The sequence below is a fragment of the Collinsella aerofaciens genome (assembly GCF_018785245.1).
GTDB classification, from domain to species: Bacteria; Actinomycetota; Coriobacteriia; order Coriobacteriales; family Coriobacteriaceae; genus Collinsella; species Collinsella aerofaciens_AD.
This window is the reverse complement of the sequence record NZ_WQPL01000019.1, coordinates 165,964-190,798: the sequence shown is the minus strand read 5'-3', so window position 1 is coordinate 190,798 and position 24,835 is coordinate 165,964. Positions and strand designations below refer to the sequence as shown.

At 61.0% G+C, this 24,835-nt stretch carries 21 protein-coding genes and 2 tRNA genes; 4 read left to right on the top strand and 19 right to left on the bottom strand.

Annotated features, from left to right (window positions below; all coding sequences use genetic code 11):
- Window positions 1-136: 136 nt before the first annotated feature.
- The 4 genes from smpB to GPK39_RS04930 all read right to left on the bottom strand — a co-directional run bounded on the left by smpB (window position 137) and on the right by GPK39_RS04930 (window position 1,776).
- Window positions 137-607: an SsrA-binding protein SmpB gene (gene smpB / locus GPK39_RS04945; protein ID WP_006235325.1), complete on the bottom strand. Its 471-nt coding sequence runs from the start codon at window positions 605-607 to the stop codon at window positions 137-139.
- Window positions 597-1,514 (bottom strand): tetratricopeptide repeat protein, encoded by a 918-nt coding sequence (locus tag GPK39_RS04940; protein WP_215674100.1) that lies wholly within the window; start codon window positions 1,512-1,514, stop codon window positions 597-599. The genes smpB and GPK39_RS04940 overlap by 11 nt, the downstream gene beginning before the upstream one ends.
- 94 nt (window positions 1,515-1,608) lie before the next feature.
- Window positions 1,609-1,685 (bottom strand) — tRNA-Glu (locus GPK39_RS04935).
- Between the two features lie 17 nt (window positions 1,686-1,702).
- A tRNA-Gln gene (locus GPK39_RS04930) sits at window positions 1,703-1,776 on the bottom strand.
- Between the two features lie 275 nt (window positions 1,777-2,051).
- Here GPK39_RS04930 and GPK39_RS04925 point away from each other — a divergent pair.
- A complete protein-coding gene (locus GPK39_RS04925) occupies window positions 2,052-2,462 on the top strand; it encodes a hypothetical protein (protein ID WP_055285677.1) in 411 nt (136 codons plus the stop codon).
- 195 nt (window positions 2,463-2,657) lie between these two features.
- Here GPK39_RS04925 and GPK39_RS04920 read toward each other — a convergent pair whose 3' ends face one another.
- The 12 genes from GPK39_RS04920 to rpmE all read right to left on the bottom strand — a co-directional run bounded on the left by GPK39_RS04920 (window position 2,658) and on the right by rpmE (window position 17,387).
- Window positions 2,658-3,017: an arsenate reductase family protein gene (locus GPK39_RS04920; RefSeq protein WP_118226386.1), complete on the bottom strand. Its 360-nt coding sequence runs from the start codon at window positions 3,015-3,017 to the stop codon at window positions 2,658-2,660.
- A 122-nt stretch (window positions 3,018-3,139) separates the two neighbouring features.
- Window positions 3,140-3,721, bottom strand: a complete 582-nt coding sequence (locus GPK39_RS04915; protein ID WP_215674098.1) for a VanZ family protein — start codon at window positions 3,719-3,721, stop codon at window positions 3,140-3,142.
- A 103-nt stretch (window positions 3,722-3,824) separates the two neighbouring features.
- Window positions 3,825-4,430, bottom strand: a complete 606-nt coding sequence (locus GPK39_RS04910; protein ID WP_035137411.1) for a recombinase family protein — start codon at window positions 4,428-4,430, stop codon at window positions 3,825-3,827.
- Window positions 4,431-4,607: 177 nt separating this feature from the next.
- A complete protein-coding gene (locus GPK39_RS04905) occupies window positions 4,608-6,743 on the bottom strand; it encodes a ribonuclease R family protein (protein WP_215674096.1) in 2,136 nt (711 codons plus the stop codon).
- Between the two features lie 135 nt (window positions 6,744-6,878).
- Complete coding sequence (gene ftsX, locus GPK39_RS04900; protein ID WP_006235311.1) at window positions 6,879-7,799, bottom strand: permease-like cell division protein FtsX; 921 nt, start codon at window positions 7,797-7,799, stop codon at window positions 6,879-6,881.
- Window positions 7,786-9,006, bottom strand: coding sequence for a cell division ATP-binding protein FtsE (gene ftsE / locus GPK39_RS04895; RefSeq protein WP_271739717.1), 1,221 nt, complete (start codon window positions 9,004-9,006; stop codon window positions 7,786-7,788). The genes ftsX and ftsE overlap by 14 nt, the downstream gene beginning before the upstream one ends.
- Before the next feature lie 525 nt (window positions 9,007-9,531).
- A complete protein-coding gene (locus tag GPK39_RS04890; RefSeq protein ID WP_006235309.1) occupies window positions 9,532-10,473 on the bottom strand; it encodes a transketolase family protein in 942 nt (313 codons plus the stop codon).
- A gap of 1 nt (window position 10,474) precedes the next feature.
- On the bottom strand, window positions 10,475-11,305 hold the full coding sequence (locus GPK39_RS04885) for a transketolase (RefSeq protein ID WP_006235308.1): 831 nt from the start codon (window positions 11,303-11,305) through the stop codon (window positions 10,475-10,477).
- A gap of 310 nt (window positions 11,306-11,615) precedes the next feature.
- Window positions 11,616-12,506, bottom strand: a complete 891-nt coding sequence (locus GPK39_RS04880; protein ID WP_035137417.1) for a YitT family protein — start codon at window positions 12,504-12,506, stop codon at window positions 11,616-11,618.
- Between the two features lie 165 nt (window positions 12,507-12,671).
- A complete protein-coding gene (gene prfB, locus GPK39_RS04875) occupies window positions 12,672-13,820 on the bottom strand; it encodes a peptide chain release factor 2 (RefSeq protein ID WP_161159997.1) in 1,149 nt (382 codons plus the stop codon).
- Entirely contained in the window at window positions 13,820-16,627 is a 2,808-nt protein-coding gene (gene secA / locus GPK39_RS04870) for a preprotein translocase subunit SecA (RefSeq protein ID WP_215674094.1), read from the bottom strand. Before secA ends, prfB begins: the two co-directional genes overlap by 1 nt.
- 334 nt (window positions 16,628-16,961) lie before the next feature.
- The gene (rpmE, locus tag GPK39_RS04865) at window positions 16,962-17,387 is read right to left on the bottom strand and encodes a 50S ribosomal protein L31 (protein WP_006235303.1); all 426 of its coding nucleotides are present in this window, start codon (window positions 17,385-17,387) and stop codon (window positions 16,962-16,964) included.
- A gap of 305 nt (window positions 17,388-17,692) precedes the next feature.
- Here rpmE and GPK39_RS04860 point away from each other — a divergent pair, with 305 nt between their 5' ends.
- From GPK39_RS04860 to GPK39_RS04850, 3 genes are all read left to right on the top strand, one after another.
- The gene (locus tag GPK39_RS04860; protein ID WP_006235289.1) at window positions 17,693-17,980 is read left to right on the top strand and encodes an ACT domain-containing protein; all 288 of its coding nucleotides are present in this window, start codon (window positions 17,693-17,695) and stop codon (window positions 17,978-17,980) included.
- Between the two features lie 77 nt (window positions 17,981-18,057).
- Window positions 18,058-19,476 (top strand): citrate synthase, encoded by a 1,419-nt coding sequence (locus tag GPK39_RS04855; RefSeq protein WP_215674092.1) that lies wholly within the window; start codon window positions 18,058-18,060, stop codon window positions 19,474-19,476.
- A gap of 87 nt (window positions 19,477-19,563) precedes the next feature.
- Window positions 19,564-20,406, top strand: coding sequence for a Cof-type HAD-IIB family hydrolase (locus tag GPK39_RS04850; protein WP_215674090.1), 843 nt, complete (start codon window positions 19,564-19,566; stop codon window positions 20,404-20,406).
- A gap of 118 nt (window positions 20,407-20,524) precedes the next feature.
- On the opposite strand, the gene GPK39_RS04845 is transcribed toward GPK39_RS04850, so the two are convergent.
- The 3 genes from GPK39_RS04845 to tyrS all read right to left on the bottom strand — a co-directional run bounded on the left by GPK39_RS04845 (window position 20,525) and on the right by tyrS (window position 24,824).
- A complete protein-coding gene (locus GPK39_RS04845) occupies window positions 20,525-21,319 on the bottom strand; it encodes a Cof-type HAD-IIB family hydrolase (protein ID WP_215674087.1) in 795 nt (264 codons plus the stop codon).
- A gap of 198 nt (window positions 21,320-21,517) precedes the next feature.
- Window positions 21,518-23,338 carry an adenine deaminase gene (locus GPK39_RS04840; protein ID WP_215674085.1) on the bottom strand — a complete coding sequence of 607 codons (1,821 nt, stop codon included), beginning with the start codon at window positions 23,336-23,338 and terminating at the stop codon, window positions 21,518-21,520.
- A gap of 274 nt (window positions 23,339-23,612) precedes the next feature.
- Complete coding sequence (gene tyrS / locus GPK39_RS04835) at window positions 23,613-24,824, bottom strand: tyrosine--tRNA ligase (protein ID WP_215674082.1); 1,212 nt, start codon at window positions 24,822-24,824, stop codon at window positions 23,613-23,615.
- Between the last annotated feature and the right edge of the window lie 11 nt (window positions 24,825-24,835).

The following is a 24,835-nucleotide window of genomic DNA, read 5'->3' as shown; positions in this document are numbered from 1 at the left end:
ACGGACGCCGCCTTTGAGACATATGTGTCAGAACAGTAAGAAAGATAAGACGCCCGCAGTTGCGGTGAAATAGGGACTGAATAGCCCCTCAAACAGGCAAAACAGTCCGTATCTCACCGCAACTTATATAGAGCGCCTACCGGTTGCGTTCCTTGAGGGCGCGGTCGATCTCGCGTTGGACATCACGCTTGGCCATGTCCTCGCGCTTGTCGTAGAGCTTCTTGCCGCGACCCAGACCCAGCAGCAGCTTTACGCGGCCGTCGGTATTAAAGTAGAGCTCCAACGGAACCAGCGCATAACCACGGTTGCGAAGTTTGCCGTCAAGAAAGTCGATCTCCTTGCGGTGCAGCAGCAGACGACGCCGACGGTCGGGATCGCGATTCCACACGCCACCATGGCTATAGGGGTGGATATGCAGGCCGACGAGCCAGCACTCCCCGCCGCGGATCAGCGCGAAGGTATCGGTGATCTGGCAGGCGCGCTCGCGAATCGACTTGACCTCGGTGCCGCTCAGTTCAATGCCACACTCAAATGTCTCATCGATAAAGTACTCGTGATGCGCCGAGCGATTCTTGGAAATGAGCTTGCGCTCGCGCTTACTGGGCATCGCCGGCCTCCTTGGCGCCATCGGCGTTTGAGCCCGCAGCCTCGCGCTTTGCCTTGCGCTCGGCATTGAGCTCGGCATCGCTCTCGCGCACCAGTTTAATAATCGCCGCGCAGGCCTCCTCGCCCACCAAGTCGCGAGCACGTACCGTCAGGCGCGTCGCCTCCTGCTTGTCGCCGTCGCTTGCGGCATCGGTCGCGCACATAATCAGGCAGATGGCAATCTCGGCCGAAGGCGAGGTCGGAACGCCTTGCAGGGCCAGTTCACCCATCACGTGCTCGTCGCTCTCATCGGCGGCATCCGGATAGGTGGTATGGATCTTGTTGAGCAGGCGCGTCGTATGCGCATCGTTGGGCGCCAGGCGCAGCGCCAGACGCGCGCAGCCCACGGCAGCCGAAACGTTCTCGGTCTCGGGCTCCAAGAAGTACTGACCTAGATTGGCGTAAGCACGGGCGGCGCACTTGCCATCACTTGCACGCTCCAGCACCGAGAACGAGAGCGATGCCCATTCCTGCTTGTCCTCGAGTGCGCGGAACAGCTCGGCCAAATCCAAGCGATAGTTGCAGTTCATGGGGTCCCAACGCACAGCCTGCATCAGGGCATTACGAGCGCTCACATAATCCTGCTGGCGAATGTAGGCAAACGCCATGTCAGAGTACAGGCGGTCAAACGGCACCTCGACCTGCACGAGCTCGCGCGGATCCTTCTCCACGCGGCGATAGGCCAAGCGCTCAAACTTGCTATCGAAGCTAAAGAATTGGCGCTTCTCCTCCGTCTTGCACTCAGCGTCGATATACTCCTCGGCGAGCTCCACCAGACGCTCCAGCAGCGGCGTCGCCGTAGCCAGGTCGCCCTGCGCCAGATAGTTCTCGGCATACGTGATGTCTTGCAAGCTGATGGGCAGATCCATGGCTACTCCTCGATCTGAGCGAAACACGGCAGGCGCCGTATATACGGTCAATACACAAAACCCGGGTCTCTTACGAGGCCCGGGCGTTCAATTTTGGTAGCCCGTACCAGATTCGAACTGGTGATCTCCGCCTTGAGAGGGCGGCGTCCTAAACCGCTAGACGAACGGGCCATATGTAGCAAATGCAATGGCTGGGATGGAGGGAGTCGAACCCCCATTGACGGAACCAGAATCCGCTGTCCTGCCATTAGACGACATCCCAATGACTGCATCGCTGCGCTCGGCTGTGCCTTTGCGCAAGAAAGAAATATACGGGAAGTCTCGCCGTGACGCAAGCCCCAATTTTGACTTTTTTGAAATTCAGTCAAATTGGCCTAATTTAGTCCAACCCGTGAAGGACCTGTGAAGCACCAGCAACACCTACGGCGTCAAAGCCCGTAAAACATCCCACATCTACCGCTGGTAGATTACAACAATGCAGCACTCACGGCTGATGGCACAATCGAACCGTCATCATTGCACGGATATCGAGGCACCATGGACGAAGAGCTTGATTACCTATGGGAGACCCTGGGCCTCGAGATCACTGCTGACCTTTGGCCCGAACGGGACAAAATCCATCCCACACTGCGCCCCGCCATCACGGTGATGCAGGCAAAATACCGCCGTGCATCCTTTTTGATCATGCGGGTGTCATGGCACGCGGGACTCCCCGACCTTAAGCGAATCCAGGCAAGCCTCGTCGAGCTGTCCGGTATGCCGACCGTCATATCCGAGGCGCACCTGGAGCAGCGCCAGCGCGAGCGACTGCAACAGCAGCGGATTCCCTTTATCTGCCCCGGCGTTCAGGCATATCTGCCCTTTATGGACGAGGAGTACTGGAGCGGCAAGCCCAACAAGCACGTAAAGATCTACGATCCGCACGAATGGGCACAGCTTGAGGATTAGCGCATATGCCCGCCAACCGGAAAGCTCATCCCGGAATTTACGTCCAGAACGGGACGCGCTTTCCCCTAGAGGCCCCAAACGGAAACCGTATCCCAGATTTCGCGCTCAAACTGGGATACGGTTTCCGCTAGCCCCTTCAACCGGAAACTGCGTCCCGGAATCCGAGCTCAAAACGGGACGCACTTTCCGCAGCCGCTACAGCAACGCCTCGGCCCAAGCCGATTCCCTAAAGCCGGGAATCGCAAAATCGTCGCCCACCAGCAGCGGACGCTTGACCAGCATGCCGTCGGTCGCCAGCAGCTCGTAGCACTCCCGATCCGTCATGCCCGCATCCAGACGCGCCTTCAGGCCCAGCTCTCGATATTTCATGCCCGACGAATTAAAGAAGCGCCGCACCGGCAGCCCCGAACGAGCAATCCAGGTCGCAAGTTCATCAGCCGTGGGATTGTCCAAAACGATATCGCGATCGATATACTCTACCCCATGTTCGTCCAGCCATGCCTTGGCCTTCTTACAGGTCGAGCACTTGGGATATTCAACAAACAGTACGGTCATGGGATTTCCTTTCTTAGAGAAAACAGGTGTCTGGAAAACTGCACATCGACGACCACTCGCGATTGCAGCCGTTATTGTAGTCAATGTCGAAGCATAGGCAGTCGCGATGTCTCGTCTTAAGGCTAGTGCCTCGCATGGGCGCCGATCGGCCGAATCGCATGGCGCACCAACGCCGCTGCCAGCAATACCAACAGCATGGCGGTGACATAGCCCGCAGCATCGAATCCTAAATCGATAACGTCGAAATGTCTGCCGGGAACAAAGATCTTATGTATTTGATCGCCAACGGAGCAGGCGGCGCAAAAGAGCAATACGGGCACGCAACGGGAGCATACGCTCCACGGACGCCTGGAAAAGCAAACCACGACCACGGAGGCGAATAATCCGACGAAGAAAAACTCTACGGTATGGGCAACGCGACGGACGTTTGTGCCCACCCACATGCGAATGGAAGCAAGTCGGCCAGACCGGACATTCGAGGCAGCCGAATCGGCGCCCCCGGTCATTCCGTTCTCCGTCTGGGCTTCACCCGTGGCATCGGCAGCCTTGACGCCCGTAGCCTGACCCTCCACCACACGCGCGGTGGACTCGCTCAGCAACGACGTCTCCGCCGCATTTTGCTCCGTCAGCACCCAGATGCCCGCCAGCGTTGCAACGAACAGAACAATCGCGGTCCATCCGATTATTTGTTTTACGCGCGCCAAGGGCCAACCTCCTTTTTTGAATACCAGCGAGTGTACCCCAAATGACATCGTCACCGTATCAAAATTTGAATCGCAACAGGAAGCGACAAAGCGACGCAAACCCCTACCCCGCCTCGCGCATCCAGCGATCGAACGTCCCCACGCACACGCCCAGGCACTTTGCTGCCTGGCTGCGGGTAATATCGCCCGCCTCATAGCTATCGCGCACCAGCTCAAACTGAGGAGGGCACGGCTTGCGAGGTCGACCGAAACGGACCCCTCGCGCCCGCGCCGCTGCAATTCCCTCCGCCTGGCGCCGATGGATATTCTCGCGCTCCACCTGCGCCACGTAGCTCAGCAGTTGCAGCACAATATCGGCAATCAGGGTGTTGGTCACATCCGGCGCGCCGCTGGCCCTGACGCGCGTGTCAAGCAATGGCATGTCCAACACCACAATGGCAACCCCGAGCTCCTTGGTAATGCGTCGCCATTCCTCAAGAATCTCGGAGTAATTACGACCAAGTCGGTCGATAGATAGCACCACCAGTACGTCCCCGTCTCCCAGGACGTGCAGCAGCTCGCGATAACGCGGTCGATCGAAGTCCTTGCCGCTCGCATGGTCGGCATAAATATTCGCCGAGCCCACGCCATAGGCGCCCAGCGCATCCAGCTGCCGATTAAGGTTCTGATCGCGCGAACTCACCCGCGCATAACCGTACACCGTCGCCATCTCATCCCCGCTTTCTTGTAAACCTGCCAAAAAGGGACAGGTTTATTTTGGTAGGTTTTACCTCTCAAATAGCAGGTAAGCGGGCGGCCGAGCAGACGGCAAGGTAGCCACGATTCAAATGCGGAGGGCGGTCCCAAAAGGCCGCCCTCCGCTCCCCCACCATCAGTCGGGATTTGGCTAATGGATAAGCTTGAAGTCCAAGTGCCCACGCGTGGTATTGACGCGCGAGACCTCGATGATCACGCGCTGCCCCAGCTCGTAACGGGTGCCCGTGTCGGCACCCGTGAGCGTTAGCGCGTCCTCGTCGAACTCGAACCACTCGTTGCCCAGGCTCTTGATCGAAACCAAGCCTTCGACCTGCGTCAGGTCCAAGCGCACAAAGAGGCCCATGCTGCTAACCCACGAGACGGTTCCGGCATAGCGCTCGCCTAGACGGTCCTCATAGTACTGGGCAATCTTGATCTTTTGCGTCGCATGGCTGGCGGCATCTGCCGCGCGCTCGGCATCACTGCATGCGCGGCAGATCTGCGGCAGAATGCGCGGCAGCGACTCGCGTCCCTTGCCGATCAGCCGCGACGTACGGACCAAGGCGTCCTTGCCGCCGAGCTGCTCATAGGCCAACTGCAGCTTGAGTACGCGGTGCACCACCAGATCGGGGTAGCGACGGATGGGACTCGTAAAGTGGCAGTAGCACGGCGCGGCGAGCGCAAAGTGACCCTCGTTGCGCGGCTTGTACAGCGCGCGCTGCATGCTGCGCAGAAGCAGCGTGTTGACGAGCGGCGCGCTAGCCGTACCGGCGGCAGCATCAACTGCAGCCTGCAGCTCATCGGGACTTCCCAAGGCAATACCGGCTGCGCGGCGGTCATCGATAATACCCAGCTGAGCCAGTGCCACGGCGGCGCCGTGAAGGCTGTCAGGGCTGGGGTCATCATGCACGCGGTAGCAGGCCTCGATATCGCGGTCGGCCAGCCACTCTGCAACGCACTCGTTGGCGAGCAGCATGGCTTCCTCGATAAGCGACGTGGCACACGAACGCTCACGCGCCACAATCTGCACGGGCACTCCGTCCTCATCCAATAGAGCGCGAATCTCGGCCGTGTCAAAATCGACTGAGCCGCGGGCGCGACGAATACGACGGCGAAGTTCGGCGAGTTCGTTAGCGGCGACAAGGAAATCGCCGAGGTCGATGTTGTAGCCGCGGGCAGTCTCCTCGCACGCAAGACCGCGCTCAAGCGCTTCCTCGCGCGAGGCCTCGGCAGCCGCAACATCCTCGGCCGCACCCTCCAGCACCGAATACTCAACCGCACCGGCACGCACCAGCAGCGCCTCGGCGCCGTCATAGTCCATACGCACACGCGAGCGAATCACGCTGGGGTACGGATCATAATGCCGCACGCGGCCCTGCGCGTCGAGCTCAATGTCGACGGTAAACGCCAAGCGGTCCTCGTCGGGACGAAGCGAGCACAGGTCATTGGACAGGCGTTCGGGCAGCATGGGAAGCACGCGATCGGCCAGATACACCGATGTCGTACGATGGCGAGCCTCAAGATCGATATGCCTGTCCCAAGCCACATAGTGTGAAACGTCGGCGATATGCACACCCAGCTTGTAGCCACCCTCGGGCGTGCGCTCCAGCGAAATGGCATCGTCAAAGTCGCGCGCGTCGACCGGGTCGATCGTGATGACAAAGCGGTCACGCAAATCGCGGCGGAGCGGGTCCTTAAGCGCCGCGGACACATCGAGCGAAAGCCCCTCGGCCTCGTCCAGCGCGGCCTCGGGATAGCTATCGGTATAGCCGTAACGCGCCATCACATATTGAACGCCCAAATCGGGCGCGTCATCTCCGCCAATGCGGCGTTCGATCGTCACGGTGCCCGATTCCAGGCGCGTCGGGTAGGTCAAAATGCGCGCAACAACAGCATCACCCGAGTGGACACCCAGACGATCCGCCGAGGTATCCTCGGGCAGAATGAAGAAGTCGGCCTTCAGACGCGAATCGAGCGGCTCGATCACACCGAGCGGACCGGCGGTCTGGTACGTACCCACCACGCTTATGGCTGCGCGCTCAACCACGCCTTCGATCACGGCGCGCCGCTCACCGTGCGGGCTGTTCTTAATGCTCACGGCAACGGTATCGCCATCCATGATCTCGCGCTTACCACGGCCCATGACCTTGTAGTCGCCGTTTTCGGTTACAACGTAGGCGCTATGCTCATGGAGCTGCACGCGCCCGGTCAGGCTCGGACGGCGTTCGCTGCGCACCGGCCCGCGCTTATTGCGAGCTCCACGCTTATGCTTGTTATTGCGCCCCATGGCGCCTCCTAACTATCGATTGCGAACTCCAAAGAGTCTACCCAAATGATTCGCTTTCCTGCCGTCCCCTAGGAATCAAAAAACGGGCCGCCCCATAGGAGACGACCCGTTGGAAGGGATGAATTCCAGACATGCCTACACGCGCAGGTAGCGGCGCATGGCGATGGCAGAACCAAAGAGACCAATAATCACGCCGACCAGAATCAGCGCAGCATAGGTCACCAGGTAGTACTGCATCGGCAGGGCAAACGACATCCAGCCGATGCTCTCCTGCAGACGCGGAATCATCAGATTGCGCAGCAGCTCCAGAACGCCGATGGAAAGCAGCGAGCCCAAAATGGCCTGCAGCACGCCCTCGGTGATAAACGGGCCGCGAATGAAGCCGTTGCTGGCGCCGACCAGACGCATAATCGCAATCTCACGACGACGCGCCGTGATGGACAGGCGAATCGTGTTGTTGATGAAGATGAATGCGATAAAGGTCAGAAGGCCAACGAGCACCACGGCGGCGATGCGGATGTAGTTGGTCACCTGGAACAGACGGCTCACTTCCTCCTGGCCGTACAGCACGCTCGCGTTGACGTCGCCGTCATCCGCGATCTTCTGGAAATCGGCATCCTTCTTGAGCTTCTCTGCCGTGCTCTCGACCTTGGACGGATCGTCCATCTCAATTGCAAACGAAGCCGGCAGCGGGTTCTGGCCATCGAGTGCGCTCATGGTGGCGTCGGCGTTGCCCGACATCTTGCTCGTATACTCGGCCAGCGCGTCGTCCTTGTCCTTATAGGTCACGGACTTGACGTTATTCCACGTCTTAAGCTCGGCCTCAAAAGCCTGAACATCGGCCTGATCGGCGTCATCACTAATGAACGCGTTGATGACAACCTGATCCTCGACGGTGCCGATCACGGAGTTCAGCATCGCGGAGCCCATGATGAACAGGCCGATGATAAACAGCGAAAGGAAGATCGTGATGACGGCGCCGAGCGAGGTAGTCCAGTTACGGAAGAAGTGGCTGATTGCCTCTTTGAAGGAGTAGCCCACGTTAGTTGGTGCCATAGTTGCCGTAACCTCCCCTCTCCTGATCGCGGATAACGTGGCCGCCCTCGAGGGCGATCACGCGACGGTGCATGCTATCGACCATCTCGCGGTCGTGCGTGGCGACGATCACGGTGGTGCCAGTGCGGTTAATACGCTCGAGCAGCTTCATGATGCCCAGCGAGATCGCCGGATCGAGGTTACCCGTGGGCTCGTCGCAGATCAGCAGCGGCGGGCGGTTGACCATAGCGCGGGCGACGGCAACGCGCTGCTGCTCGCCACCGGAAAGCTGGTCGGGCAGCGAGTCCATCTGATCGGCCAGGCCGACCAGACGCAGCACCTCGGGCACCTGGCTGCGAATGACGCCCTTGGGCTTGCCGATACACTGCAGGGCAAACGCCACGTTTTCGTAGGCGGTTTTTTGCGGCAGAAGCTTAAAGTCCTGGAACACGGCGCCAATCTGGCGGCGCAGGAACGGAACCTTGCGGTTCTTGATCTTCATGAGGTCCTGACCGGCAACCAGGATGCGACCGCTCGTCGGCTTGACGTCACGGTTGAGCGTCGACAGCAGCGTGGTCTTACCCGAGCCGGAGTGACCGACCAGGAAGACGAACTCGCCCGGATAGATCTCGATGTTGATGTCGTCGAGTGCAGGCTTGTTGGGCTGTGCCGGATAGATCTTGGTGACATGCTCCATAAGGATGACGGGCTCGACACCGGCCTGCTTGGCCATCTTCTTGCGGCTGGCCTGCGGATCGATGGGTGCAAACACCGACGTAAAATCGGGGTTGTTGAGCGCGTTATCGAGGCTTGCGACCTCGGCGGCCTGATCGCTCTCGACCACCGGGGCAGCAGGCTGCGTGGGGTCGGGAATAGCGGCAAAGAGACCGGACTGCGCAGACTGAGGAGCCGGCGTCGCAGGGGCCATGGGGTCGGGAATGCCGGCCATGGTAGGCTGCGGCGTGGCGGCGCCAGCCTGAGGCTGCTCCACGCGAGCGGTCACGGCCTGAACGGGCTCAAAACCCGCCGTGCCGGAAAGCGCGACATCGCTGGTTGGATTGTAGGCAAAGGGATCGGATGCCGGCTGTGCCTGATCTGCCGGCTGAGCGGGGGCCTGAGCAACAGGCTGGCCCTCTGAATCCGGAGTGGCGAAACGACTGCCCTGGACGCCTGCCTGCGTCTTGGGGGCATCATCGCCCGCACCGGAGGTACGGAAGTGGTTACCCACTGGTGCTCCTTATCGTCGTGCGTTTAAACTACATGAGCGCTTTGTATTTTAGCAGCATTAGCTTTGCTGCACATAAGAAGCATGGCGTGCTTAGGGATCCCGTCGGCCGGGCACAGGGTTACTCTCGAAATCGTCCTCGGACATGTCGGAGCCCCCGCTGCGCGCTTCGCGCGGCAGGGGCTCCTCCGTCCTGCGGAAAGATTTGGAGAGTAACCCTGTACGCGGCCTGCGGCTACTAAGGGGCCGCCGCGTTTATCTTGGGGTGCTGCATATACAAAGTTGGAAGGGTCTGAATTGCACTTTGCCGATATATGCCCTTTTCCCTGATGGGACCGTGCTTGAGGGGCGTCTTCATAAGTTGCGGTGAAATAGGGACTGTTGAGCCTTTAAGCTTGCAAAACAGTCCTTATTTCACCGCAACTGAAACAGGGGCGCTCTCCAAGAGAGCGCCCCTGCCGGGTTTCCATAGTACTGGCGAAACAGTTTTATAGTTCTGGCGAAGCAGTCCTTGAGATCCGCCTTGCCTTATGCCAAGAACTCCTTGGTGGTCGCCACGATGTTGGCGGCATCCAGGCCATACTTGTGCAAGAGCTCGGCACCCGGGCCAGACTCACCGAAGGTGTCGTTGACGCCGATCTTCTTGAGCGGCGTCGGGCACTGCTCGCACAGGACGTCGGCAACGGCGCTGCCCAGGCCACCGATCACGGAGTGCTCCTCGACGGTCACGACGTGGCCGGTCTTGGTGGCGCTCTTGACGATCAGGTCGGCATCGATGGGCTTGATGGTGTGCATGTTGATGACCTCGGCGTCGATGCCCTCGGCAGCGAGCTGCTCGGCGGCCTCGAGAGCCTCGCCGACCATCAGGCCGCAGGCGATGATGGTCACATCGGCGCCCTCGCGCATGACAATACCCTTACCCAACTCGAACTTGTAGGTCTCGGGATCGTTGATAACCGGCGAGGCCAGACGGGCGAAGCGCATGTACACGGGGCCGTCGCACTCGTAGGCGGCGCGCGTCACGGCGCGGGCCTCCACGTCGTCGGCGGGAACAATCACGGTCATGCCGGGGATAACGCGCATGAGAGCGATATCCTCGCAGCACTGGTGCGTGGCGCCGTCCTCGCCCACCGAGATACCGGCGTGCGTGGCACCGATCTTAACGTTAAGGTGCGGGTAGCCGATGGAATTGCGGACCTGCTCAAAGGCGCGGCCGGCGGCGAACATGGCAAAGGTGCTCGCAAAGGCAACGCGACCGGTGGTTGCGATACCGGCGGCAACACCCATCAGGTTGCTCTCGGCAATACCCACATCGAAGAAGCGGTCGGGGCAGGCTGCCTTGAACTTGCCGGTCTGCGTGGCGGCGGCCAGGTCGGCGTCGAGGACCACAAAGTCATCGTGCTCGTTGGCGAGCTCGACGAGGGCCTCGCCGTAGCTTACGCGCGTGGCGATTTTCTTGACGTCTGCCATCCTAGAGCTCCTCTCCGGCGGCCGTGAGCTCTGCCATGGCCTGCTCAAACTGTTCATCGTTGGGGGCCTTGCCGTGCCAACCCACCTGGTTCTCCATAAAGGAAACGCCCTTGCCCTTCATGGTCTCGGCGATAATGGCGGTCGGCTGACCCTTGGTGGCGCGGGCCTCGGCAAAGGCGGCGCGGATCTGATCGAAGTCGTTGCCGTCGGCGAGCTCCACCACATGGAACTTAAAGGCGCGGAACTTGTCGGCGAGCGGCATGGGGTCGTTGACCTCCTCGACGGGACCGTCGATCTGCAGGCCGTTGTGGTCGACGATCACGCAGAGGTTGTCGAGCTGCTGGTTGCCGGCAAACATGGCGGCCTCCCAGACCTGACCCTCCTCACTCTCGCCATCGCCCAGCAGGGCGTACGTGCGGTAAGTATCGCCCCAGTGCTTGGCGGCAACAGCCATGCCCACGGCGGCGGAGATGCCCTGGCCGAGCGAACCGGTGGACATATCGACGCCCGGGGTGTCGTTCATGTTGGGGTGACCCTGCAGGTGGCTGCCGATATGGCGCAGCGTCTCGAGATCCTCCTTGGGGAAGAACCCACGCTCGGCGAGCACGGCGTACAGGCCCGGAGCGCAATGGCCCTTGGAGAGCACAAAACGGTCGCGATCGGCCTTGCGGGGGTCGGCCGGGTCGACGTTCATTTCCTCAAAGTACAGATAGGTCATGATGTCGGCAGCGCCGAGCGAACCGCCCGGATGGCCGGACTTGGCAGCGTGCACGCCGGTGACGATGCCCTTCCTTACCTCGTTGGCAACCTTTTTGAGCTCTTCGTCGCTCATTGTGCCTTCCTTTCATCCTCATTAGACAAAATGCGCACGGCACGGAAAGGTAGTCCCAACACAGCCGCAATGCACGTACGTCATTTATTATGCTGGAAACTGATGGCTTTACCAGACTTTTTATCATTATTTGAACAATTGAGCAGGCAGAACCGCTGATGAAACGGTTTACCAATGTGAACGTCTTTTGGATGCGGCAGCTGCCTCTCGCCCCGGCACAAAAATGATCCGTTTCCCTCCGTCCCCTACGGATCACCTGATCCCTTGGGGACGGAGGAAAACGGATCATGTCCGCAAGCCGAAATTCAGTCTACGCGCTAATGTCCTTGAATCCCTCACCGAAGGCTTCCGTAACGTCAGCGACCGTCACAATGGCGTGAGGATCGCGCTCGCGCACGATCGTCTTGAGGGTATTGAGCTCTCGACGGCTCACGATGACCATAATCACCGGCTTCTCGGCACCCGAATACATGCCAGTCGCCTTAAACTTGGTACAACCACGACCCAGGCCATACATGATATCGGCAGCGATATCAGGGAACTTGTCCGAGATGATGAGTACCATACGGCGTTTGTTGCCACCATCGACCACGGCATCGATCACGTAGCCGCTAATGACCATCGAAAGGCCTGCATATAGTGCGTTTTCGATTGAAAAGACCGGAGCCGACAGCGCGCATACGGCAACATCGATCGCCATGACGGTCGAGCCCACCGGCAGCGAGGTGTTACGCGAGATGATTTGGCCAATCGTGTCCGAGCCGCCGGTGTTGGCGCCGGCGCGCAACACCATGCCGTAACCGATGCCCGTAATAATGCCGCCCCACATGGCAGGGAGCATCAGGTCCGCATCCGCCAGAGGTGCTACAAACGGGGCGAACAGATCGGTAAAGAAGCCCAGCAGCACAAAGCCCGTCGCGGTCTGCACCACGTAGAACATGCCGCCCTCGCGCATAACGACCAGCAACAGCAAGGCGTTCATCACGATCGTCTGAATACCAACGGGAAGCGATAGGCCACGCGATGCGCCGACCGCCTGGATAATGGTGGCAAGGCCCGTAACGCCACCGGCAGCAAGGCCGTTGGGAATCAAAAACAGGTCGGTCGCAATAGCGGCCAAGGCACACCCCAACATGATCTGGGGCAGGTCGTGAAAGAAGTTCATCGAAAGAATGCGCTTGATGTCCAGACGATATGCCATGCTGCCTCCCTCAAAAAAGCGCACCCCATCGGATGCGCTTTGAACTTCTTCTTGTATTCGATTCTACCGATTCGCCGGACAAAAACCACCCCTGCGCAGGGTTTATTCTGGATACAAACCCGTCCAACCGTTGGGCTTGGCATCGGCTTGAAGCCACCCGATGTTTTAGACCTCCGAGCCTTCTGCATCGGCGTTGCCGGTAGCCCAGCGATGGTAGCCAATAACAAACGGGTCCAGGTCGCCATCGTCAAGAACAGCCTCGACGTTGCTGGTCTCCACGCCCGTGCGTAGGTCCTTGACCATCTGGTACGGGTAGAGCACGTAGCTGCGGATCTGGTTGCCAAAACCAATCGTGGTCTTGGGTCCGCGAATCTCATCGAGCGCCTCGGCACGCTTCTCGAGCTCAATCTCGTACAGGCGAGCCTTGAGGATCTGCATGCACGCGGCCTTGTTCTGGATCTGGCTGCGCTCGTTTTGGCAGGTGACCACAATGCCGCTGGGGAAATGCGTCACGCGCACGGCGGAGTCGGTGGTGTTGACGCCCTGACCGCCCGGGCCGCTCGCGTGGTACACGTCCACGCGGATGTCATCGGGACTGATCTCGATGTCGATATCATCGGGTAGCACGGGGATGACCTCGACGCCGGCAAACGTGGTCTGGCGGCGCTTCTTGTCGTCGGTGGGGCTAATGCGAACCAAGCGGTGGACGCCGGCCTCGGCGCGCAGCATGCCAAATGCGTCCTTGCCCTCGACGGTAAAGGTCGCGCGGTCAATGCCGATGACCTCGGCCGCGGGACAGTCGTTGATGGTGACCTTCCAGCCGCGACGCTGGCAGTACTTCATGTACATCTTAAAGAGCATGAAGGTCCAGTCCTGGGCCTCCAGACCACCCTGTCCGGGCTTGATGGTCACAATGGCATCGCCGTGATCGAACTCACCGGTAAACCAGCTCGAAAGCTCAAGCTCATCGATGGCCCGGGCCAGGCGCTCAGCCGTGGCTGTAGCCTCCTCGCGAAGGGCGACGGCGTCGGGGTCATCCCCCATCTCCTCGGCAAGCTCCAGCGCAGCGCGGGCATCGGAAAGCTCGCCGCGCGCGGTGTCCACGGCAGCGATATCTTCCTTGGTACGCGCGATCTCCTCCATGGTGGCACGGGCGGCGTCGGCGTCATCCCAAAAGCCAGGGGCAACACTTTTGGCCTCGAGCTCGGTCACGCGCGTGCGCTTTTCGTCCAAATGGAGATACGACTCGACCTCACCGAGCCGGTCCGCGAACGCGTCCAGCTCGGCGGGCGTTACCTCTAAAGCCTCAGCCATTAACGATTCCTGCCGTGGCAGTACTTAAACTTCTTGCCGCTACCGCAGGGGCACGGGTCGTTGCGGCCCACGTTGACGTACGGATCGTCGCTCTCGGACTTGCGATAGGTGGTCACCTTGCCACCGTTGTTGACGGCAGCCGGACCACCCTGGACAGCCGTGCGGGCCTGCACCTGTGCCTGCTTGCGCAGCACCGAATCGCCGTTGTCACCATCGACCTCGGCAGGACCGGAGAAGCGCGCACCCTCGAGCGCGGGCTCCTCCTTGTGCTCCACGGCACGCGGGGCAGCCTTGATCTCGATGCGCAGAACCGTGCGCAGGTAATCCTCATACATGGTATCGACGAGTATCTGGAACGCGCCGTAGGCCTCGGTCTTGTACTCAACCAGCGGGTCGCGCTGGCCAAAGCCGCGCAGGCCGATGCCGGTCTTGAGGTAGTCCATCTCCTGCAGGTAGTTCATCCAGCGGGTATCGATGACGCGCAGCATGACCTGGGTGTTGAGCTCGCGCATCAGGTCCTCGCCCAAGCGCTCGGCCTTCATGTTGTAGCACTTCTCTACGTAAGCCAGGACATCGGCAGCCAGGGCCTCATAATCCTCGTCGGGGAACTTCGGCGTATCGATGTGGCCGGTGAGCTCCACAACCCACTTGCGCAGGCCCTCCAGGTCGCGCTCACCATCGTGACTGTCCTTGGTGCAGAACTCCTGCACGCAACGGTAGACGGTATCGTGCATGACCTCGGTGATGTGGTCGGTCAGGTCCTTGCCGTCCAGAATCTTATTGCGCTCGGCATAGATGACCTGGCGCTGCTTGTTCATGACGTCGTCGTACTCAAGGACGCTCTTGCGCATGGAGAAGTTGATGCTCTCGACCTTGTGCTGAGCGCTCTCGACGGCCTTGGAGATGATCTTGTGCTGGATGGGCATGTCGTCGCCCATGTCGGCCGTGACCATCATCTTGGAGACGCGGTCCATCTTGTCGCCGCCGAACAGGCGCATGAGGTCGTCCTCGAGCGACAAGTAGAACTGGGTCTCGCCCGGATCGCCCTGACGGCCGGAACGGCCACGCAGCTGGTTGTCGATACGGCGGGACTCATGGCGCTCGGTGCCGATAACGGTCAGGCCGCCGGCGGCAAGCACGCGCTCGCGCTCGGCCTTGCAGGTCTCCTTTGCCTCGGCGTTAAACTGCTCGAGCTGCTCGGGCGTCACGCCCTCCATGGTCAGGCCCTCGTACTCCAGGCGCTCGCGCACCAGCTCGTCGGGGTTGCCGCCCAGCAGGATGTCGGTACCACGACCGGCCATGTTGGTGGCGATGGTCACGGCGCCGTAGCGTCCGGCCTGGGCAACGATGTGGGCCTCGCGCTCATGGTGCTTGGCGTTGAGGACCTCGTGTGCGATGCCGCGCTTGGTAAGGGCAGCGGACAGCTTCTCGGAGCTCTCGATGGAAACGGTGCCCACTAGGACCGGCTGGCCCTTGGCGTGACGACGCTCCACATCGTCGGCGACGGCGTTGTACTTGGCCTGAATGGTGCGGTACACCAGGTCCTCGTGATCCACGCGCTGCACGGGCTTGTTGGAGGGGATGACCTCGACGGGCAGCTTGTAGATCTCGCGGAACTCGGCATCCTCGGTAAGTGCCGTGCCGGTCATGCCGGAGAGCTTATCGTACAGACGGAAGTAGTTCTGCAGGGTAATGGTGGCCAGGGTCTGGTTCTCCTCGCGTACGAGAACGCCCTCTTTGGCCTCGATGGCCTGGTGCAGGCCCTCGGAATAACGGCGGCCTTCCATAATGCGGCCGGTGAACTCGTCGACGATCTTGACCTCGCCGTTGGTGACCACGTACTGCTTATCGCGGTGGAACATGTACTGCGCCTTCAGCGCTTGCTGCAGGTGGTTGACCAGCTGGCCGGAGAGATCGGCATAGATGTCATCGATACCCAGGCGGCGCTCGATTTTCTTAAGGCCGCGCTCGGTGGCGGCAATGGTGTGCTTGGCCTCGTCCATGACATAGTCGCCCGTGGGCTCCACGTCCTCGGTAGCGGTGAGCATGTCGTGCGACACGTCCTCGCCGCGCTCAAGGCCACGCACGGCACGCGCGAAGTCCTTGTAGGTACTGGCGGACTTGGTGCCAGCGCCCGAGATGATCAGCGGGGTGCGGGCCTCATCGATCAGGATGGAGTCAACCTCGTCGACGATGGCGTAGTTGTGGCCGCGCTGCACGCGCTGCTCGGGACGGGTAACCATGTTGTCGCGCAGGTAATCAAAGCCGAACTCGGAGTTAGTGCCGTAGGTGACGTCGGCCTGGTAGGCCGGGCGCTTGAGCTCGAGCGGCATGTTGTTCTGGAGCAGACCGACGGTCATACCCAGGTACTTATAGATGCGGCCCATCCACTCGGAGTCACGCTTGGCAAGGTAATCATTGACAGTAACGACGTGCACGCCCTTGCCGGCAATAGCGTTGAGATAGCCGGCCAAGGTGGAGACGAGGGTCTTACCTTCGCCGGTCTTCATCTCGGCGATGTGGCCCTCGTGCAGTGCCATGGCGCCAATGAGCTGCACGTCAAAGTGGCGCATACCCATGGTGCGCTTGGAAGCCTCACGCACGGTGGCAAAGGCCTCGGGGAGCATGTCGTCGAGCGACTCGCCATTGGCGTAACGCTCGCGGAACTTATCGGTCTGGCCGCGGAGCTCCTCCTCGGTCATCTTCTCAAACTGGGGCTCAAGACCGTTGATCTGGTCGACGATCTTGTAGTAGCGCTTAAGGTCCTTATCGGATCCAAAGGACAGCAGCTTTGACATGAATCCCATGTGGTTTTCCTTTTTGGCCATCGCCCACGCCGTGCAGCTGCGGGCGAGTTAAACACAGATGATTGTACTTTAGCCAAACAAGGCGCGGCCTATACAGTCGACCTCGACCGCCACGTAATAACTACGACCAACCTGCCACAATGGGACAGGTTAATTTTGGCAGGTTTTATCTGGCCAAACGCCGCCTCTCTGCCATTTGGTGCAAGCAAACCTGTCCCCTTCGCACCAATCTGGGGGCAGGTTGGTTTGCACCAATAAAAAGAAAAAGGGCCGCGCACCCAAATGGATGCACGGCCCTCATGCCATGAATGCGAGTGATTCCGCGGCGAGCTATTTACTCAGCAGCCTCGGTGGTCTCGGCCTCGGCAGCGGCCTCCTCGACGGGAGCCTCTGCGGGAGCCTCGGCGGCCTGCTTGGCAGCCTCCTCGGCAAACTTAGCAGCACGCTTAGCCTTCTCGGCAGCCTTAGCCTCAGCGGCAGCCTTGCGAGCGGCCTCGGCCTCAGCAGCCTTGGCGGCCTTGGCAGCCTTGGCCTCCTCGGCCTTCTTGAGCTGGGCGGCAGCGGCGCCACCGAACTTGTCGGCGAAGCGCTGGACGCGTCCACCGGTGTCGACGAACTTCTGCTGGCCGGTGTAGAACGGGTGGCACTCGTTGCAAAGCTCGACCTTCATCTCGGACACGGTAGCGTGCGTCTTGAAGGTGTTGCCGCAGGAGCACGTCACCGTGCACTCGACATACTGGGGATGGATACCCTGCTTCATGGTAGGACTCCTTATTGGTCAGGCGCTGGTTACCGATCAGCGCATAAGGCGTCTTGGTTTCCGACCAAGACAACAAACTTGGCTATGGTACCACGGCGCCGCGCGTCCCACAAAAGGTTCACGGTCTTTGTGCAACGCGGCGTGGCCAACCGCAGCGGACACGCACCCTGTCGCCCCTTCACCCATGTTGCAGGCATGTAACGCCGCAGCGAGCGCGCCTTTTTTGCGCCAGACAGGTACAATGATGAACACTGTACCGTAGCGGAGCGCCCCGCGCGCGCCGCAATCACGCGAAAGGGTTTCCCATGGCCGAGATCTCGTCCTCCCGTATCGTCATCACCGTCCTTGGCAAGAACCGCCCCGGCATCGTCGCCGGCGTCACCCGTGTCCTAGGCGAGGCCAACGTCGACATCCGCGACATCACGCAGTCCATTATCGAGGACATCTTCACCATGACCATGCTGGCCGACACCGCCGAGTCCAAGCTCGACTTCGCCGAGTTGCAGAAGGCCCTGGCCGAGGCAGGCGAGCTTTCGGGCGTCAACGTGTCCATTCAGCGCGAGGACGTCTTTAACTTTATGTACCGCCTGTAGCGAACAAGCCGCTCGGGGCAGCTTGACGTCATATCGTCCAAGCGCGCGGCCCCAAAGCGGCCCGGAGAGGAGCGCGCATGGCCTACGACGCCAAGAAAATCTATTACCGCTTCGATGACCACTTGAGCCGACTGGTTCTGGATTACGAAGCAAGCCGCCAGATTTCGTCTGAAAGCGAAAGCCTCTACCACGGCCTGCCGACCGCCCCGTACGACGAGGACCTTTTCGTAGAGCACAACGTCAAGCGCGGCCTGCGCAATGCCGACGGCTCGGGCGTGGTCGCGGGCCTCACTCGTATCTCGGATGTGCACGGCTACAACAAGGTCGACGGAAAGGTCGTGCCCGATCAGGGCAAGCTCACGCTTCGCGGCTACAGCATCGAGGATCTGGTCAACAATGCCCAGGCCGAGAATCGCTACGGCTACGAGGAAGTCGCCTATCTGCTTATCACGGGTTCGCTGCCCAACAAGGAAGAGCTCGACGGCTTTTGCGAGCGCCTGGGCGCCTTTAGACATCTAAGCGACGAGTACGTTAAAGAGTTCCCTATGACCACGGTGTCGTCGAGCATCATGAACGTGCTCCAGCGCGCCGTACTGCTGCTCTACGCCTTCGATGCCGAACCAGACGTGATCACGTGCGAGCACGAAATCGACGTCGCCATTTCCATGCTCGCACGTCTCCCGCGCATTGCCGCCTTCGCACACATGGCCTCGGTCGCCAAGCTTCGCGGCTCCGAGGTTCACGTGCCGCACCCCACGCCCGGTCTCTCCACCGCCGAGACCATCCTACAGGTCCTGCGCGGCGGCATGGCGTTCACCCGCGATGAGGCGATGCTGCTCGACGTTATGCTCATGCTGCATGCCGAGCACGGCGGCGGCAACAACTCCACCTTCGCTTGCCGCGTGCTGTCGTCTTCGGCCACCGACCCGTATTCCGCCTACGCCGCGGCTATCGGCTCGCTCAAGGGCCCGCGCCACGGCGGCGCCAATGCCAAGGTCGTGTCTATGCACGAGGACATCCGCGCGCATGTCTCCAACTGGGAGGACGAGGACGAGGTCGCGGCCTACCTGGGCAAGATCCTCGACAAGCAGGCCTTCGACGGCACGGGCCTCATCTACGGCATGGGCCACGCCGTCTATACGCTCAGCGACCCGCGCGCCGAGGTCTGCCGCCGTTACGCGCGCTCACTGGCAGCCAAGAAGGACTTGGGCGAAGAGTTCGCACTCATCGAGCGCATCGAGCGCCTGGCACCGCAGGTGATGCGCGACCACGGCATGACCAAGCCTATCTGCGCCAACATCGACCTGTACACAGGCTTTATCTACAAGATGCTCGGCGTACCCGAGACGCTTTTTACGCCGCTATTCGCCGTCGCCCGCATGGCCGGCTGGTCGGCACACCGCATGGAAGAGCTCTTCTGCGCGCACCGCATTATTCGCCCCGCGTATCGCCCGGTTATCGAGCCGCTGGAGTACAAGCCGCTCGCCGATCGCTAGGACGCGGACCGTTATAGAACCCGAGCGTGGCCAGGGCATCACCGCCCTCGGCCACGCTTTTTATGCCAGTAGAAAGGGCTGCATCAAATGATTGTGTTTTCCGATATGGATGGAACACTGCTGACGAGTGATAAGCAGATGAGCGATGCCACTTGGGCAATGCTCGACGAGCTCGCACGTCGTGGCATCGAGTTTGTTCCCTGCACGGGGCGTCCGCTGTCGGGCATCTTTGAGCCCATTCTCGCCCATCCCGCCGTGCACTACGCGGTCTGTGCCAACGGCGCCAGCGTCTGGCAGCTCGACGAGGATACGCCCACCGACGCCTCGCGCGCCACGTGCATCTTGAGCCGTCCGCTCGACCGCGCCATCGCCCACCGCGTCCATAGCATTGCAGCCGGCCACGATGTGACCTTCGATATCTTCGCGGACGGGCAGTGCTTCCTCCCCCGCTCGCTCTACACGCGCCTGGACGAATTCTGCGGCGGCGACCCCCACATCGCGGCTTCGCTCAAGCGCACACGAACACCGATCGACATGGATATCGACAGCAAGATCGACGAGGTCGAGACACTTGAACGCATCGCCATGTACTGGCACGACCCGGCCGATCGCGACGCCATCGCGGCGGCGCTCGACACGCTCGGAGGCATTGAGGTCACGCGTTCTTACGCCATGAATATCGAGGTCATGGGTGAGGGCACCACCAAGGGGACGGCTCTCACGTGGCTATGCGACCACCTGGGCGAGCGTCTCGCCGACGCCTGGGCGTTCGGCGACAACATCAACGACATCCCCATGCTGCAGGCAGCGGGCCACGGCATGGCAATGATCAACGCCGAGTCCGAAGACCGCGAGGCCGCCGATGCCATCACCGAATACGACAACGACCACGACGGCGTCGCCCGCACCATCATGGCCGCCCTCGCTTAGTCATTGGTCAGTCACTGGGGACGTTCTTAAACGACTAGTCACTGGGGACACTCTTCGCAAAAAGCTGCAAGGACTGTCCCCCACTGCCGGCAGAAAAAGAACGTCCCCATCTGCCGGATTAGGAGAAACTCTCCAGCACGCGACGGAGTTCACGTTGGACGGCGTGGTCACGGTTACAACCCACCACGCGATCGGCCACCGCCTTGAGCGCGGGGCGCGCATTTTCCATCGCGCAGCCCGTGCCGACAAAGCGAATGATCTCGTAGTCGTTCATCGAGTCGCCAAACGCCATGACCTCGTCGCGACCAATGCCGTAATGCTCCGCGAGCTGTGCGATGCCCGAGGCCTTCGACACGCCGGGCTGCATGGCGTCGATCCACGCATTGCCCGAAGGCGCAAAAGTAAAGAGCTGCCCAAGTTCGCGCTGTAGTACGTAAGCGCTGTCCATAACGGCACCGTCATCGCAAAAGATACTCGCCTTGATGATATTTACGCTGGGATCGGGCAGCTCCCAAATGCGCTCGGCATTGGGAAGGTCCTTATCGACCTCACGCACGAACTTGCACTCGTCATCGAGCAAGAAGGACTTGGTTCGGTCAAAAAGTGCAAGATGCAGATTGGGAAACGTCGCGACGGCCTGGGCGAGCCTTCGAATCGCCAGGTGCGAATACACCTCGCGGTCTACCATCTTACCGTCGGCGTAGACCTGGGCGCCGTTAGCGGCGACAAAGTCCATCTTGTCGCGAACAGGTGCAAAGAACTCGCACAGGCGGTCGTAACGACGGCCTGACGATGCGGCGAAATGCACGCCATGCTCGTGTAGCGCCAGAATCAGTTCGTAGGTCTCGGGAGGCACCTGGCCGTTTTCGTCAAGCAACGTGCCGTCCATATCGGATGCAATCAGTTTAAACATAGAAAAGCTCCCTTCGGGCTTGATGGAATCGGACGTATATCCAATTCCAACGTACCCAAAGGGAGCTCAAATAAGACTCTGCGGGCGTAAACGTTACAAGGACCTAGCAAATAGCTCACACATGCCAGAGGTCTCACGGTCGCGGCGTCAGGCGACACGCCACCCCGACGACTAGTCGTTTAAGAACGTCCCCGATGACTAGTCGGCGTAGGTGAAGGTCGTGACGTCGAACATGCCCTCGGGGCGGATGCGGAGCGTCGGGATCACCGGCAGGGGCAGGAAAATGATGCCCATGATGGGGTCGAGCGGCGGCTCGATGCCCATGGCACGCGCCTTGACCATAAAGTCGTCGTGCTGCGCGGCGACATCCTCGGCCGTGCCCTCGCTCATCAGGCCACCGAGCGCCAGCGGAATGCGCGCCACGACCTCGCCGTTGCGCACCAGCACGTGACCGCCCTGGCCCACGGCATCAACGGCGGCCATCATATCGGCGGCGTTGTCGCCCACGACGCACACGTTGTGCGAGTCGTGTCCGATCGTCGAGGCGATGGCACCACCCGTGATGGTAAAGCCGCGCACCCAGCCGCGGCCGATATGCTTGCCAACGAGTCCCAGGCCAGCGGGGCCGTCACCGTCGGCGCCCTCGGCCTGCAGCGACACGCCGCGGCCGTGGCGCTCGATCAGCATAATACGGCGCAGGCCCTCGGCGCTCTCGGGACGAACCATGCCCGTGATGGCCTTGCCCGGCACCACGTCAATCACGGCCTCGCCCGGCTTAAAGGCATAGTCGAATACGTCGAGCGAAAGCTTCGGCAGCTTAACGGAGGCGCGCAGCTCATCGGCAAGGGCCGCAACCTCGGCCATCTCGGGTGCGATCTCGCCCACAAAGGTGCCGTCCTGCGCCACCAGGGCACCGGCGGCATATACACGATGCGGAGCCGTGGCAAACGTCAGGTCATTGAGCACCAGCAGGTCGGCACGCTTGCCCGGGGCAATCGCACCGCGGAGCTCGTGCGGGTCGCGGCAGCCGTGATCCAGGCCAAACGCCTCGGCCGTGGAGAGGGACGCCATAGAGATAGCGACCACGGGGTCGATACCGGCCTCAATCGCCACGCGGCAGGCATTGTCGATCATGCCGGTTGCAAGCGCATCGGAAGGAGCGCGGTCGTCAGTCGCAAAGCAGCAGCGGCGGGCGCGCGCGGGATTCTCCAGCAGCATCGGCGACAGGTTGGCCAGATCATGGCTGCACGTACCCTCGCGCAGCATCACGTACATGCCGCGAGACAGCTTGTCGAGCGCCTCCTCGGGAATCGTCGACTCGTGGTCGGCAATAATACCCGCCGCGGCATAGGCATTGAGGTCCTTGCCGGCAACGAGCGGCGCATGGCCGTCGACCTGCTTGGACGGCGTCTGGTTGGCAGCATCGATGCGAGCGCAGGTCTCGGGATCGGCCATAAAGACGCCCGGCAGGTTCATCATCTCGCCCAGGCCAAAAACGTCGCCCGGATGCTCGGAAAAAAACGCCTGCATGTCAGCAGCGGTAATCACAGCGCCCGCTTGCTCATCGGGCAGCGCGGGCACGCATGAGGGCATCATGTACTTGATGGAAATGGGCGCGCGGCGACCGTCCTCGATCATAAAGCGCAGGCCGTCGAGCCCCGCCACGTTGGCGATCTCGTGGCTGTCGGCAATGGCGGTGGTGGTACCGCGCGTCGCCGCCATGCGCGCATACTCGGCGGGACGGATGTTCGAGGACTCAATGTGCAGATGTCCGTCGATAAAGCCGGGGGCGAGATAGCGGCCCTGGCAGTCAATGACCTCGGCAGCCTCGTAGGTGCCGGCGGCATCGTCGCGACCATCGTAGAGCACGCCGACGATCACACCGTCCTTGACGGCAACGCTGCCGGGCGCCACACGCTGGCCATACACGTCGACAATCTGCGCATTGATAAACAGCGTGTCGACGGGCACGCGGCCCTCGGCGGCCTCGATCACAGACCTCATGACCTCAACGGACATACATACTCCTTTAACCGTAGAAAAAAGCTGCGGAGCGGACAGACCTTCACCGCAGCAGACCAATAGCCATTGTATGCCCAAACGATGGGTCAACAATACGCCTCTCCGCTTAACGGCACACGCCACTTGGTGCAATGAGGAGAGGTTGCTTTGCACCAATGACAAGGAGTGTCCCAAAGTGCCGGCACAAAAGGAACGTCCCCAAGTGCCAAAAAAGGCCGCAGTCGGGATTCCCGGCTGCGGCCTTATTGCACTTGTGAGGTCAACTCGCTCGTTAGACCAACTTAAAGCCCTTGCGCTTGCCTACGGAGAGGGTGTCGCCCAGCTTGAGGGCGCTCGGGTCGATGTTGTAGCTCTTGGGAGCCACGGCCTTGCCGTTGATCTTGACGCCGCCGCCGTCGATGTCGCGACGGGCCTGGCCGGCGCTGGCCGAAAGGCCCAGGTCCTTGAGCAGGCCTGCGAGGTAGATCTGGCCCTCGTCGTTGACGGTCAGCTCGACATGCTTCTCGGGGAAGTCGGCAAGCTGGCCCTCCTTGAACACGCGGTCGAACTCGGCCTGAGCCTCGTCGCCGGCACCGGCGCCGTGGTAGGTGTCGCACAGGTCGCGGCCCAGAGCGCGCTTGAGCTCATAGGGATCGGCGGAACCGTCGGCCAGGGCAGCGTCGATCATGTCGACCTCGGCCGGGGTGAGCGAGCTGGCAAGACGATAGTACTTGCCGATCATCTCGTCGGGGATGGACATGGTCTTGCCGAACATATCCTTGGGAGCATCGGTCAGGCCGATGTAGTTGCCATAGGACTTGGACATCTTGCGTACGCCATCGGTGCCCTCGAGCAGCGGCATGGTAAGCGCGATCTGCGGCTCCATGCCCATCTTCTCCATGAGTTCGCGACCAGCGAGCAGGTTGAAGAGCTGGTCGGTGCCGCCCATCTCCACGTCGGCCTTGATCTGCACGGAGTCGAAAGCCTGCATCACGGGATACAGGAACTCATGCAGGGCGATCGGCGTCTGAGACTGGTAGCGCTTGGTAAAGTCGTCGCGCTCGAGAATACGGGCGACGGTGAACTTGGAGCACACCTGCAGCAGACCGGCGAGATCCATCGAAAGAATCCAATCGCCGTTGTGCACGATGGTGGTCTTCTCGGGATCCAGGATTTTCATGGCCTGGCTCACGTAGGTCTCAGCATTGGCCTCGATCTGCTCCTGCGAAAGCTGCGGACGGGTGGAGTTCTTGCCCGAGGGATCGCCAATCAGCGCGGTACCGTTGCCGATGATGAGGGTGACGTTGTGGCCCAGGTCCTGGAACTGACGCATCTTGCGCAGCGGCACGGCATGGCCCAGGTGCAGGTCGGGGCTGGTGGGATCGACGCCGAGCTTGATGTTGAGGGGCTCGCCCTTCTCAAGCTTCTTGCGAAGGTCGGCCTCGGGGACGATCTGCGCGGCGCCCGAGGTGATAATACGCATTTGCTCGTCAACAGACAGCATTGGGTATCCTC

Excerpts from the sequence above, each read along its gene's own strand:
- smpB (WP_006235325.1), bottom strand. The coding sequence starts at position 607 with ATGCCCAGTAAGCGCGAGCGCAAGCTCATTTCCAAGAATCGCTCGGCG.
- GPK39_RS04940 (WP_215674100.1), bottom strand. The coding sequence starts at position 1,514 with ATGGATCTGCCCATCAGCTTGCAAGACATCACGTATGCCGAGAACTAT.
- GPK39_RS04925 (WP_055285677.1), top strand. The coding sequence starts at position 2,052 with ATGGACGAAGAGCTTGATTACCTATGGGAGACCCTGGGCCTCGAGATC.
- GPK39_RS04920 (WP_118226386.1), bottom strand. The coding sequence starts at position 3,017 with ATGACCGTACTGTTTGTTGAATATCCCAAGTGCTCGACCTGTAAGAAG.
- GPK39_RS04910 (WP_035137411.1), bottom strand. The coding sequence starts at position 4,430 with ATGGCGACGGTGTACGGTTATGCGCGGGTGAGTTCGCGCGATCAGAAC.
- GPK39_RS04905 (WP_215674096.1), bottom strand. The coding sequence starts at position 6,743 with ATGGGGCGCAATAACAAGCATAAGCGTGGAGCTCGCAATAAGCGCGGG.
- ftsX (WP_006235311.1), bottom strand. The coding sequence starts at position 7,799 with ATGGCACCAACTAACGTGGGCTACTCCTTCAAAGAGGCAATCAGCCAC.
- GPK39_RS04890 (WP_006235309.1), bottom strand. The coding sequence starts at position 10,473 with ATGGCAGACGTCAAGAAAATCGCCACGCGCGTAAGCTACGGCGAGGCC.
- GPK39_RS04885 (WP_006235308.1), bottom strand. The coding sequence starts at position 11,305 with ATGAGCGACGAAGAGCTCAAAAAGGTTGCCAACGAGGTAAGGAAGGGC.
- GPK39_RS04880 (WP_035137417.1), bottom strand. The coding sequence starts at position 12,506 with ATGGCATATCGTCTGGACATCAAGCGCATTCTTTCGATGAACTTCTTT.
- prfB (WP_161159997.1), bottom strand. The coding sequence starts at position 13,820 with ATGGCTGAGGCTTTAGAGGTAACGCCCGCCGAGCTGGACGCGTTCGCG.
- secA (WP_215674094.1), bottom strand. The coding sequence starts at position 16,627 with ATGGGATTCATGTCAAAGCTGCTGTCCTTTGGATCCGATAAGGACCTT.
- rpmE (WP_006235303.1), bottom strand. The coding sequence starts at position 17,387 with ATGAAGCAGGGTATCCATCCCCAGTATGTCGAGTGCACGGTGACGTGC.
- GPK39_RS04860 (WP_006235289.1), top strand. The coding sequence starts at position 17,693 with ATGGCCGAGATCTCGTCCTCCCGTATCGTCATCACCGTCCTTGGCAAG.
- GPK39_RS04855 (WP_215674092.1), top strand. The coding sequence starts at position 18,058 with ATGGCCTACGACGCCAAGAAAATCTATTACCGCTTCGATGACCACTTG.
- GPK39_RS04850 (WP_215674090.1), top strand. The coding sequence starts at position 19,564 with ATGATTGTGTTTTCCGATATGGATGGAACACTGCTGACGAGTGATAAG.
- GPK39_RS04845 (WP_215674087.1), bottom strand. The coding sequence starts at position 21,319 with ATGTTTAAACTGATTGCATCCGATATGGACGGCACGTTGCTTGACGAA.
- GPK39_RS04840 (WP_215674085.1), bottom strand. The coding sequence starts at position 23,338 with ATGTCCGTTGAGGTCATGAGGTCTGTGATCGAGGCCGCCGAGGGCCGC.
- tyrS (WP_215674082.1), bottom strand. The coding sequence starts at position 24,824 with ATGCTGTCTGTTGACGAGCAAATGCGTATTATCACCTCGGGCGCCGCG.